At 42.4% G+C, this 12,568-nt stretch carries 12 protein-coding genes and 1 pseudogene; 3 read left to right on the top strand and 10 right to left on the bottom strand.

Annotated features, from left to right (window positions below; genetic code table 11):
* Window positions 1-122: 122 nt before the first annotated feature.
* The gene (locus tag ABCW47_RS01170; protein ID WP_343208032.1) at window positions 123-929 is read left to right on the top strand and encodes a MerR family transcriptional regulator; all 807 of its coding nucleotides are present in this window, start codon (window positions 123-125) and stop codon (window positions 927-929) included.
* A 75-nt stretch (window positions 930-1,004) separates the two neighbouring features.
* Here the strand turns inward: ABCW47_RS01170 and ABCW47_RS01165 are convergent, their stop codons facing one another.
* Window positions 1,005-2,021 carry a transglutaminase domain-containing protein gene (locus tag ABCW47_RS01165; RefSeq protein ID WP_343208031.1) on the bottom strand — a complete coding sequence of 339 codons (1,017 nt, stop codon included), beginning with the start codon at window positions 2,019-2,021 and terminating at the stop codon, window positions 1,005-1,007.
* Between the two features lie 298 nt (window positions 2,022-2,319).
* Window positions 2,320-2,808, bottom strand: a complete 489-nt coding sequence (locus ABCW47_RS01160) for an amidase domain-containing protein (protein WP_343208030.1) — start codon at window positions 2,806-2,808, stop codon at window positions 2,320-2,322.
* Window positions 2,809-2,982: 174 nt separating this feature from the next.
* On the opposite strand from ABCW47_RS01160, the gene ABCW47_RS01155 reads away from it, so the two are divergent.
* Together ABCW47_RS01155 and ABCW47_RS01150 are read left to right on the top strand one after the other, a co-directional pair.
* The gene (locus ABCW47_RS01155; protein WP_343208029.1) at window positions 2,983-3,576 is read left to right on the top strand and encodes a hypothetical protein; all 594 of its coding nucleotides are present in this window, start codon (window positions 2,983-2,985) and stop codon (window positions 3,574-3,576) included.
* 172 nt (window positions 3,577-3,748) lie between these two features.
* Window positions 3,749-4,594 (top strand): magnesium transporter CorA family protein, encoded by an 846-nt coding sequence (locus tag ABCW47_RS01150; RefSeq protein WP_343208028.1) that lies wholly within the window; start codon window positions 3,749-3,751, stop codon window positions 4,592-4,594.
* On the opposite strand, the gene ABCW47_RS01145 is transcribed toward ABCW47_RS01150, so the two are convergent.
* From ABCW47_RS01145 to rlmD, 8 genes and pseudogenes are all read right to left on the bottom strand, one after another.
* Window positions 4,591-5,181, bottom strand: coding sequence for a DUF5714 domain-containing protein (locus ABCW47_RS01145; protein WP_343208027.1), 591 nt, complete (start codon window positions 5,179-5,181; stop codon window positions 4,591-4,593). The two genes, ABCW47_RS01150 and ABCW47_RS01145, sit on opposite strands and share 4 nt — an antisense overlap.
* An 80-nt stretch (window positions 5,182-5,261) precedes the next feature.
* Window positions 5,262-5,966, bottom strand: coding sequence for a hypothetical protein (locus ABCW47_RS01140; protein WP_343208026.1), 705 nt, complete (start codon window positions 5,964-5,966; stop codon window positions 5,262-5,264).
* A gap of 22 nt (window positions 5,967-5,988) precedes the next feature.
* Window positions 5,989-6,744, bottom strand: a complete 756-nt coding sequence (locus tag ABCW47_RS01135) for an alpha/beta hydrolase (protein ID WP_343208025.1) — start codon at window positions 6,742-6,744, stop codon at window positions 5,989-5,991.
* A gap of 200 nt (window positions 6,745-6,944) precedes the next feature.
* Window positions 6,945-7,694 carry a hypothetical protein gene (locus tag ABCW47_RS01130; RefSeq protein ID WP_343208024.1) on the bottom strand — a complete coding sequence of 250 codons (750 nt, stop codon included), beginning with the start codon at window positions 7,692-7,694 and terminating at the stop codon, window positions 6,945-6,947.
* Window positions 7,695-7,750: 56 nt separating this feature from the next.
* Window positions 7,751-8,317, bottom strand: coding sequence for a DUF1697 domain-containing protein (locus ABCW47_RS01125; protein WP_343208023.1), 567 nt, complete (start codon window positions 8,315-8,317; stop codon window positions 7,751-7,753).
* A gap of 86 nt (window positions 8,318-8,403) precedes the next feature.
* Window positions 8,404-9,259 (bottom strand): annotated as a pseudogene (locus ABCW47_RS01120) (KilA-N domain-containing protein).
* Window positions 9,260-9,937: 678 nt separating this feature from the next.
* Entirely contained in the window at window positions 9,938-10,666 is a 729-nt protein-coding gene (locus tag ABCW47_RS01115) for a hypothetical protein (RefSeq protein ID WP_343208022.1), read from the bottom strand.
* Between the two features lie 512 nt (window positions 10,667-11,178).
* A complete protein-coding gene (gene rlmD, locus ABCW47_RS01110) occupies window positions 11,179-12,564 on the bottom strand; it encodes a 23S rRNA (uracil(1939)-C(5))-methyltransferase RlmD (protein WP_343208021.1) in 1,386 nt (461 codons plus the stop codon).
* Between the last annotated feature and the right edge of the window lie 4 nt (window positions 12,565-12,568).

The raw sequence follows: 12,568 nt of genomic DNA, 5'->3' as shown, positions 1-12,568 counted from the left end.
GTAACCTCCATATAGAGCCGGAATCGGCTTACCGTTCTTTGGCTCCTGTTTATTGACATTCCATTTACTGTTTCGTATCATAAACTATACAGTCACTGTAAAGTCAATAAAGGAATTATAAAATGAACGCAGATTACTATTTTACCGCCGGACAATTTGCCAGGCTCCATCACATTAATAAGAGAACTCTCCATTATTACGATGAGATCGGCCTATTTTCCCCAGCATATACAGGGAAAAATGGTTACCGCTACTATACCTACCAGCAAAGCCCCGATCTGGAGATGCTGCTGGCCCTCCGGGAACTCGGCGTATCCATCGGCGAGATAAAAGATTATCTGAAACACTGTTCCGCAGCTGCCCTGAACCGGCTTATTACCGAAAAAATCACAGAAATTGACGCTGCGATCCGGCACTTGAATCAGATGAAAGAAATCTTTACAGAGAAACAGCAGATGCTGTCTCTCTGTGAACACACCGATTTAAATCAAATAAAACAGATTACCTGTCCGGGGGAATGGATGGTCTTAAGTCCGGTTTCCGCAGGTGCCGGTCTGGATTTTGCCGCACTGATGGAGCACCTGCATAAAGCCCAGGAAGTTTCTACCTTTAAAAAAGGCTGCGGCAGTATGATCTCCATAGAGAAAGTGGTTGGAGGAAATTTAGACAATTACGATTACTTTTTCACAAGAGTTGACCAGAACGTCAGACAGGATACACTGTTTTTTATGCCTCCCGGCCATTATCTTATGGCCTTCTGTGTGGGAGACTGGGACAATCTGCCCTATACTTATACGCGGATTATAGCCTATGCAGAGCAAAACGGTCTTTCTTTAACCGGTTATGCCTATGAGGAGGGAATGAACGAAATGGCCATTCAGGACATGAAAGAATATATCACGCGGATCTTAATCCGTTATGAGACTTGATTCGTACAAAGTTTCGAGGCATCTGTTTCGATGCCTCGTCTACGTTTTTATGCCGGATTTAATAAAAGGATATTACTACTCTTCCTCTCCTTCGTTGGCATGCTCTACAATTAATTCTTCGCCCGGCAGCTCATCGGCAAAAGCAATCTGAAAGACCGCCTGGGGCCAGTTCAGCCGGATTCGTGCATATTTTTCCTTTTGTGCCGCGGTCTGTTCCACCAGCTGAATAAGTTCTGATAATACTTCTCTTGTCAGATATCCGCCCCTCCAGTGAAACAGCAAAGAGTTTTTCTTTCGGATAGCCTGCAGTACCCGTTTCGCCACGTCCTCCTGCCGGGTAAACGAAAGCTTTTTCACTTTATAATAAAAGGCATCCCCGTCCTGGCACTCCGGCACCCCATAGAGAGCCGGCTCATGATCTCTGAACAATTGCCTGTCGCTTAAATTAAAATAATCATGCCGCAGGCTTCCGCAATAACCAAGGCTGTTGTCAAACGTTGCATCCAGATGGTAGTACGTTCCGCCTATCCGCACAATATTCCAGGCGTGCCGGTATTTGATTTCCTTCTCCGGGTTAGCCTCCGAGACTGCGATGATACACCAGATCCCCAGAGCGTCACAGAGAATCTTCACCGATTTCGCAATCCCTTCGCAGACCCCGACTCCCTGACCGAGCGGTCCGATGATCTCGTGTGAATATGGTTTCTTCAATTTATCGTACCTGACATTGGAACAGATGAAATCGTGGATAAATTCTTCTTTCTCCCATTCCGTCAGACTCCTGACCGGACGAACCAATTTCTCAACCCGGGCTTCCATCGCTTTCTGATGATCCTTAACCTTGGATTTATCAAACAGATAATCAGGAATCATCTCAATATTGCCGGAATCCTGGTAAAATCTGTAGCGGAAACCAACTGCATAGAAAATTTCCGGACAGTCCAGCCGCAGTCTGAAAAAGATCTCCGTCAGCTCCCTGCTCTCCATCCGGGGTACCAAAAATGAAGGGGCTAAGGAGGTAAGCCCGTTCCTCATAGCGTAATATACACTCTGTTCCAGTTTATTCATATGGTTGTAGTAGTATTGTTCCATTGACCTGCTCCCCGCCTGAATCATAATTTCACCTGAACCCATTTTATCTGAACACAGGACGAAGCACAAGAGGAGATAGCATTGATGTCCATCGACGCTATCTCCTACAAGATAAACCCTTCTTACGATAATGCCCTGACAGTAAAATCATCCAGTTCCCCATTAAAATATTTATCCAGTACCTGCTGAAAAACCGGATTGTCACTGACTATAGCAACGCCCGGCCGTAGCTTTCTTCTTGAGCGCTGATAAACCGTTCTAACCCCTTCAATCCGGTATCCTCCAATCGTAAAAATTGTTACTGCCAGTTACGTACCCCCTGAATGTGAAGAAAGCGCGCTTTCTCATAAATATAAGAATCCAGCGGACGCATATATGCATCATAACTGTGGGCCGCCACATAAATGCGCCCGCCATCCACAGCCACAATGACCGGACTGTGATAAAATCCATTGCTGTTTCCCAGCTGGACAATATCTCCTGGCACTGCTCCTGATTCTCCTGTCTCAGCCGCATATGGCCCCACGGATTTATTTCCCACAAGGAAATTATAGAGATACTGAACCCCGGTCCAGCTTGGCGTCCTGTCCGATGCGCTGTTGTAATACCATCCAGTCACCGGAGTATAGTTCATGACGCCGCTCCCGGCATAAATGCACTGGGAGGCATAGTTTGTACAGTCGCCTCCCAGATGTTCAAAATCCAGATAGCGGGGATTTCTACCCATCGCCCATTGTTTCGCATAGCGCAGAGCGGCTTCCCGCTGATAACCTATTTCTTTAAGCATACCGATAACCTGTAACTACTTCTTTACTTTATAGTATACGGTGTTCTCCGTTAACGTTATTCGGAATGCAGCAATAAACGCCGTCATTGCCGGCCGCCAGGATCGAAGCGCCGAAAACTCACGTTTCAACAGCAAGTGCATAACATAGTGTAAAACAATTGGTGGTCATATTCCATGATTAATGAGCTTTTGAGAACCATGATTCCCCAAGGAAACATGATGCGGATTGATAACGCGGTCATCGAAGATGTGTCGTGTATGAACAATGGCAGCGGGTCTATACTGGTTTCTTATACTGTACCAGGACGCAATAATATGAATGTACAAAGAATCCGGCTGAACCTGAACAGGGGTACTGTTATATTTAATACACTCCGGCAGAACATGTGTGTATGCTGCCTGCAGCGTGGTATGGTGATTAGCGCCCTGATTTCTCCCCAGATGACAATGAGCATACCGCCTCAGGCCAACGCTTTTCTGGTTGCTGTTCAGAGAAACCCTCAGCCTCAGCCATCTCCTTCAGCAACAACAGGCCGCATCGTCCTGGTTGATTTCGAAAACAGATATATTTTAACGGAAAATCCGAGGAACTGGAATGATCAAACCCGGTTTATCATAACAAACGCAACTACATTTACCAATCGTTTTGGCGCTCCGATTCGTTTTTCCTCCCTCATGCCCGGACAGATGGTCAGAGTAACCCATGCAAACTTTCAGACAGCAAGTATTCCCCCTCAGACAACAGCATTTCATGTACAGCTGCTTTAGGACCTGTTCTAATCCGATGGGTCTGCCGACATTATACCTGTGCCGGAGCGCATAAGGCCCAAGGCCTTTTTCCAATGCGCGAAGTGCACATCCCTCCGAGGGTTCCATAATGTTTTGCAGTTATGGTATAATTTCTAATGAATATTATACCTGTACATGACGGAGGAGAAATATGTTTAAAATATTGCCGTTTTCCAGAATGGATGAAGCCGTTTCCCTGATGAAACCTAAAGTCTTTCACTATATACACGCATGTGAGGCGGAGAGTTTCGAGTCCTTTGATGACTTCAATCTGCTGGCCTTTAATTACTATAACGTCCATGGGAATGAGATAGATACACCCAAAATAATCATCTATATGGATCGGGACTATCTTCTTTTCTTCTGTGAGAGTGATCTGGTCACACAGACGGTAACGACAGCTGCCGAGGACATTCAGGAGGCCGGCTCCCTGGAAAACGGTCTGTTTTTGTACCGATTTTTCAGCCGCCTGCTGAAAGGCGATATGGATTCTCTGGAACGGTTCGAACAGACATTAAACGATGAGGAAAGCCGACTCCTGGAGTCCGGTACACCGGATACCCCAAAACACTTTGCTCTGTGGCGGAAGGAGCTGCTCCGGCGCAAACGCTATTATGAACAGCTTAATACCATATTCGATGAAATGGCGGCAAATGATAATCAGTTATTATCTGATATCGCCGTCAGACGCCTTACCGTGCTGAAATCCCGTACAGACCGGTATCTGAACGCGGTCCGGGACCTGCAGGAAATGGTAATGCAGATGCGGGAAGCCTATCAGTCTCAGCTCGCTATCCATCAGAATGATCTGATGAAAATATTTACGATAGTAACCGTCATTTTTCTGCCTCTCACTCTAATTGCAGGCTGGTATGGGATGAATTTTGTGGGTATGCCGGAGCTGCGCTGGGAGTACGGTTATCCGGTGGTCATCGGAATCAGTATCCTGATCGTAGGTGTTATGGTTTGGTTTTTCAAGAGAAAGAAATGGTTTTAGAAGGTCTGACGCAGGACAAGATCCTGCTGCCCATGGAAAAATGGACACTTTGAGCGGATGCACTGTTCATTCTTATGACTGAAGTGACAAACTACTTGTTCCTGTTCCAGTCTAAGATGATAAGCAGCATTAATGTAATCAACTGCTTCTCCCATAGAAATAAGTGCATTTCTCTTACAGCATCTTGGGCCTCCCACATCTGACATAACTGCCAGCGCATCGGAGGTAAACTTCATATGATCTCCCCATGTGGAATCAGACGTCAGGGGGCCGGTTCCGTCAATTATGGCAAGGGCCGCCCCGATTGAAGTTACAGATCCGCAGACACCCCAAAATCCGCATATGGCGCCCGGCATCTGCATCCCCTGATCCGTCAGCTTTGCCAGTGCCTCCTTTAAATCTATTTTTCCTCCTGCATTCCGAAATGCCGTCAGAATACAGGCGCCGTCTAATATATGATGTTCCGGCCCATGTATCCTTATAAACTCTTGTTCCGCAGCAGCTCTGAATATCTGAAACGGGTTGGCTGTATTCTGGGCAATGCAAAACTCCTGAATCTTTCTGGCTCGCTCTTTCATGGAATACATGCTGCGATTCCTCCTATTTATCTATATTTTTCCGGTTATCAGCCATCTTGTTTCACCTGGTTCCCATTCCGCACAATAGATTATTCCGGGATAAGATGATAGGCCATGGATTTCGCCCTGAACCAGCAGTAATTATCATTGATCACATCAGCGCTCACATTTTCTTCGTCCACAAAAATAAAATATCCATTCTCCATAAGTACAGAAGCATCAAACCAGTACGGGTCATGGAGAGCCGGATTTCTGCTTTCCGTACAATAAGTAACATCACCTTGAAAATAAATCTCAACAGAGCAGCCCCAAATGCCGTCAAATGACACAGAGACTGAACCATCCTGCTTCTGCTCAAGCTTTGAGATCACAGCGTCATGAAACCCGCCTGTGACCATCATAAAGCGTTCCATATCCTGCTCTGTTTTTATCTCGTTGTACTCACTAAATTGTACAGACGAATCCATCTGAAGGCATTTATTCAACAAGTCATCATCGATTCTTCCCGTATCCACAATCCTCAGGCTTTCTTCCTTCGGAAGGAAATCAACCCCGCCGAATCCTTTCTCATCCACTACCCAGTTTGTCTGATCTCCATCAAAGATCAGCACCATTTTATCCAGCGATTGACTCCGGTCCGGATGAAACAAAGGCTGTTTGACCAGTTTGGTCTTATTTTGATTCAAAACAATATAATACATACCGTAGCTATACGCTTCTTTGCCGTCGTCATAACAGCCAAATACAGCAGAACAGTAATACTCCCCGTTGCCTTGACGTATGATTGCATTCATAATACGTTCCTCCCTGCAATTTTCAGATTGCCGAACCATCATGGAACCCTTGCTTCAAAAATGCAATGCGCTTTTCAATATTGCTCATCGCTATTTTCGTGTTTAAGGCAGAGTCATATCCATGAAAGGTTCCTCTGGTTTCATTTATTACAACATTCGCCCCTGCTTCCCGCAAGCGTTTTCCATATAAGATACCCTCATCATGCAAACAGTCATATTCTGCAGTTTCGATATATGTATCTGGTATTTTTGAAGGCAAATCACAGTGCATTGGAGAAGTTCCGTATGCATCCTTAGCGTTCAAATTCTTACAATAATATAACCACATTCTTCTGTTATTCTTTGCATTCCATAGCGGAGTATCTGAAAACGTTTTCATCGAATCCGTCTGCATATCTATGCCGGTTAACGGATATACCATCATTAGAGCACAGGGCTGTTTCAAATTTTCATGTTCATAATTGTTACAAATCAATGCAGCAATAGATCCCCCTGCGCTATCTCCGGCCAATCCAATCTTTTCACTGTCAATACCAAATTCTTCTGACTTCTCCATGATGCATTTATATAACGCCAAAACATCATCATACGCAGCCGGATAGGGATATCTGGGCGTCAAATGATAATCCGGAAAATAAACCCGGCATTTTGCTTTCAATGCATACATACATGCAAGCTTTTTGTGATGGGCAGAAGCCTTATAGCTGAATGCTCCTCCATGCACATAGATCAAACAGGGCAGCTTTTCTCTTACATTTGATGGTTCAAATATATCCACCCTATATTTCAGCCCCTTGTATCCTTCGACAGTAATGCATCGATTCTTAATTTCCCTGGGAATCCTTGTTAAACGGAAGGATACAGCCTGAAACATATTGGCACACTTTATAACCACCTTGTTATAGGGTACATTTCTGGCGATTTTCTTTAATTCCGGATTGATCTGTTCTTTGTAATTCATTAACAAATACCGCCCTTTTAATAAAAATCCGCTTTGTTCGTTTCATAGCTGTTTAGAATACCGTTAAAATTTGCACTCTTGATTCCGTCGTATTGATTAAATTCCACAAGCTTCAAATAGTTTTTACGAGCAATATCCATATTCATATGGTTAATGTAACAACCGGCCCATCTTTGGTTGGACATCACAGCCCAGACATAATTTCCTGATTTTTCAGTTTTATCATCTTCGTCATAGATGATAGACAACGACAGATAATAGATCGTTGCCATCCGTGCTTCTGCGGTAGAGCTTGCCATCTTTAACTCAAACCGGTCCACTTCATTAGGACCTATACTCTGTGAGATGCTAAACTCCTGTCTGGGCCTGTCGTCCAGAATCACATCATACTCGGCAGAAGGGCCTATCATCTGAAATTCCGTCACCTGTGGATTCTCTAAATCGTAGTAGTCCATAATATCAAAAGATATTTTTTTCAGAAAAGCCACTTCATCCCCTGTATTCCTCAGCTTAATATCAACGATAAATTCTCTTTCATCATTTACCGTAATATCCACAATCTTTATTCTGGATTTTTTTACAGGGGCGGCAGCATAAATCTGGACAACATTGCCGTCACCAACTATATTTTTATCCCCACTTACCTGAATCGTCCCGTCGCCTTTCTGAGACCGTTTCTTTTTCCATCCTGCGAAAGCAGCCGACAGGATTGCTATCCCCACACCGCTAAATATCCATTCCTTGTTATTCATAATCCAATTTATCATAGGTTTTACCTCGCCCGGCAAAGCTCTGCCACCCATAACTAAAAGTTAACTTGCCATTACTTATGCTGTTGACTCCGTTTTCGGTCCAGATCAGCTAATTTCCGAACCGTATTCGCAGTTCTGATGGTGAGCCATTCTCCTATACCGGCACTTGCTGTTTTCTTCCACCAGTTTGCCTTTGAATAACTCTTTCGGTTAAAGGACCAGAAAATGATGTTCTTATAGATTTTAATTTTCTCCAGATTTTCCGTCGGTTCGCCTATTTTATCAACTATCATTTCCGCATCTGCAGGCGGTATTACAAAAATCAGATTGTCATAAATCTCTTTGCTGTCCGTACCCCACCAACTTGGTGCATGGCTCAGTATATCGTTTATAAATTCCATATCCTTGACATACACCGGTATCTCAAGACCAAACTTATCCCTTATCATCTCTTCGATTTTACGGGAAATCTCAGCTTCATCCGCAACATTGCAGGAGAATAAAACATTGCCGCTGTTCAGATAAGTAACAACGTTCTCAAATTCCATATCTTCTAGGTTTTCTTTCAATTCAGCCATTGTGATCTTTTTTCTTCCGCTGATATTGATACCTCTTAGTAGCGCAACATATCGTTTCATACTCTTCACACCACCGTTTTCATGATCAGTAAATAGCAAAACAACATCCACTTTAGCTTAAAACATTTTAATACTGTCTACTTCTTCTATTGATCAACTTCTAATTTAGGCAAATTATTTAAACACATCGTTTCCAACGTCTGTAGCTGTTGTACTGCCAATTGGCGAAGTGATTTCATTCTCTCTTTTTGATTTTTTCCTTGCTTAATCAGTACAGCATTGTAACTTTCCAGATTCGCAAGCACCAATAACTGGTTTAGTGTTGCCACATCCCGCATATTTCCTTTCGCCCCTAGATTTTCATCCTTCCACTGTTTCGCCGTCTTTCCAAACAAAACGACATTCAATATATCTGCTTCATTCGCATATGTATAGGCTATCTGTGCAGGAGTTAATTCCGATGGAATCCGATGGAAGTAAATTAGCCTTAATGGCATCCGTATGTATCCTATAATTTAATTTTGAAATTGCTCTGTTCAAATTCCAGTTACACGACAGCCTACTATTCTCATCTGTTTTTAGTCTCCTGTAATCCTTCATAATATATAACTGAAATTCAGGTGAAATCCAAGTTGCAAAAGACATAGCAATATCGCTATGGGCATATGTTCCGCCATAGCGTCCTGCTTTTGAAACAATACCGATTGCATCTGTAGCTTCTATCCACTTCTTGGGCGACATTGTAAATGCATTTGCTCCCGCCTGTTTTCTAAACCCCTCGAATTCGAGGGGTTTAGAATCTGTATTATGTAGACTTTCCCACAATCCCAGAAATTCTATCACATCTCGATTTCTCATCCAGTTTTGAATAACCGCTGTTGGGTCATCACTTTTGTATCGTGCAATATCTGTCAACGAAATATATTCATTTTCAAAATCTTGCGTATAAATTCCAATATCTATCCCATTAGCATGAATAGTTTCCTTAATTATTTTTCCCATTGTACCTCCTGCAGCCCCGACATAACTTTATACTTGTTCCATTAGAAAATAAAAACCTTCCAAAGACATAGAACTTGAACCATCTATAAATATTCTACTTAAACATGCTATTAACGAAGTATACATCTCCAGAAAATATATTTTCTTTGAAATGAATCCTCGTTTTTCGGTAAGCTGTCTAAAATCCTCTGCCTTTTGATTTGCAAAGCCTTCGTTAGAATATTTAACTGTGTAACTCATACACTGGCGCGGAAAATCAACTAATTTATCCCTCTATTATCAAGTAATGCAAGCAAGTACAGTGCTTTCCTATACTCTTGTAAATTTTCAAAATCATACTCATCTTCTCATCCTCATAACGTGAAATAACTTATGCGAAAAAGTATCCCTTCGCCCGAATGTATATCTCCTGTTCTCCAAAGCCTATCCCCTGGGGTAAATCTATGATTATATCTTCACTCTGCGGAAACAGAAACTAACATCCATTTTTCTTCCAAAATCACAGAAATCTTTGATTTATTAGACTTTTCTTGACAGTAAGCATACCGTCTCCACATGCGGTGAAAGTCAACTTTTATACTACATAGCAAAACTTAACTATTACCTTTCCCAACTCACCCACTTATAAATCGGCAAAATTATATCATCTCTTTTTATCCAATCATATTTAACTTCAATCTAACTTGCATACATTAGAATATCTTTTAATAACATATGATAATCCTCTTTTGACAATGAAAATTTCCCATTAACAATCCCCCCACTATTTCCTTTAGATTGATATAATATTTTGTCTTGTAGCTTTTCTACCTTAATAAATTTTTCATTACTACCTTGTGAAATATATTCTGCTGGAAACAAACCTTTAATTTCTAGATTATAATGTCTATCCCAATCCAACTGAACTGTATACCTAAATTCTGTCTCCTCACCACATTCATCCAAAATAATAAATTCAATCACATATTTCATTACTTGCACAATATTATCTGTGGATTTCAAAAAATACCAAACAACATCGGACAGTTCTCTACATCTAAGCTTGTTAGGCGGTTTTTCATCATAATGTTCAATTCCATTTCGTATCTTTAATAACTCTTTCATAATATATGGTCTTACTAAACCATATGTCTCTAGTAATTCCAAGTATCCTTTTGGTTTATATGCAAAATCTATTTTCTTAAATTGATACATTTTTTCAATCAACTGTAATCTATGATTTAAAGAACGTTTTAAATTCGTTATTCCATCTGATAAAAAAAACTCTTCCTCAGATGCCTCAATTAAATCATTTGCGTGCCCCCATATCTCATAACTTCTCATCCATAAATTCTTATCTGTGACTTTAGAAATTGCGACTCCACCATAAGAATTAAAAATATCATAAGAAAGCCAGATGTATTGCATGATATTTATCTTCTCTTCCCCTTCTTTATTTTTTTATCTAAGAACATTGAAACACAGATTCCCCGTCTATCCCTTTTATTCTACTGCAATTCAGGTTTTAGAAGTACCTGGATTTCAACCTCTTGTGAATAGAAGTTTTATACTACATGACAAAATACAAATCAATTATTTATTAAAAGGAGTATCTATTTACTTCCTTACAAATATTTAGGCAACATATCTTCCCAGCATTCCGCTAATATCTTGTTCCTCTAGAAAAACAAAATTTCTGTAATTATAATACCTTTCATGTGTGATATCTTTAGCATTCTAGGTACACACTCCTCAGTATAGAATTATATTTTCTTCATTTTATAAAATCATATCCAATTTATCATATTATGTACCCATAAATAAATTTTGCCAAAATGTTTATTTTTCTTACCCCAGCACAGTAAAAGGAAACATATTTAGCTCAAAATGCCCCATAAGCACACCTACATATTTCACTAAAAACCCCGGAACCCTTTGATTTACAACGTTTTCCGTTCCAGAAGTACTACCGTTTCCACATGCCGCGAATGCCCAAACATGTCCACGGGCTGCACCTTATTCACCCTATACCCCCTGCTGCCCAGATACTTTAAGTCCCGTGCCAGGGTTGCCGGATCACAGCTCACATACACGATCCGTTCCGGCTCCATGTCCGCGATGGTATCCAGAAGGCTTTCCTCACAGCCTTTTCTCGGCGGGTCCACTACAATCACATCCGCCCGCAGGCTGCCGCCGCTTTCTTTGTAAACAGCCGGAAGCACGTCCTCCGCCGCCCCTGCAAAAAACTCCGCATTATCGATTCCATTTTCCTTTGCGTTCCATTTTGCATCCTCAATTGCCCTCGGTACGATCTCCACGCCGCAGACCTTTTTTGCCTGCTTAGCCAGAAAGAGAGAGATGGTCCCGATCCCGCAGTACAGATCCCAGACCGTTTCCTTCCCGGTCAGCCCTGCGAATTCCAGAGCCTTCTCATAGAGCTTTCTGGTCTGCTCCGGATTCACCTGGTAGAAAGAGAGAGGCGAGATCCGGTATTTGATCTCCCCAATGTAGTCACAGATATAAGGTTCTCCAAAAAGGGGAATGATCTTTTCCCCTAATATCACATTCGTATTCTCCTGATTTATGTTCAGGCAGATACTTTTCATCCCTTTGATCTGCGCAAGACGTTCTGTCAGCTTCTCACTGTGGGGAAGGCTGCTGCCGTTAATCACCAGACAGACCATGATCTCACCCGTAGAATAACCCACGCGGGTTATGATATGCCGCACAAGCCCTTTTCCGGTCTTTTCATCGTAGGGTTTGATCCGGTATTCTCTCATAAAGTCCTTGATGATCCTTAAAATCTCTTCATTGACAGGATGCTGAATATAACAGGTGTCCGCCGGCATGATCGTGTGCGTGCGGCCTGCATAAAATCCCGTGATCAGACCGCCTTCCTTATCCAGGCCCACCGGATACTGGGCTTTATTGCGGTAGTGATAGGGATTCTCCATTCCAATCACCGGTTCTACTTCTATGTCTTCCAGGCCGCCGATCCGTTTCAGGCAGTTATAGACTTTGTTCCGCTTGAATTCCAGTTGTTTTTCATAGGAGATATGCTGCATCTGGCAGCCGCCGCATTTGCCCGCAATGGGGCAGACCGGTTCCGCCCTCCAGGGCGAAGGCTCCATCAGCTCCTGTATGATCGCATAGCCGTAGTTCTTCTTGGCCTTGATTATTTTCGCCTTTATTTTATCGCCCGGGACCGCATTTTTGACAAACAGGGCATAGCCATCTACATGGCCTATGCCCTCTCCCTCTGATCCCAGATCTTCAATTGTCAGTATTAATTCGTCGTTCTTCTTCCAGATCCGTTTTTCTTCCATTATT

This window comes from Anaerolentibacter hominis (assembly GCF_032380675.1).
Taxonomy (GTDB): Bacteria; Bacillota; Clostridia; order Lachnospirales; family Lachnospiraceae; genus Anaerolentibacter; species Anaerolentibacter hominis.
This window is presented reverse-complemented; position numbering and strand designations above follow the sequence as displayed.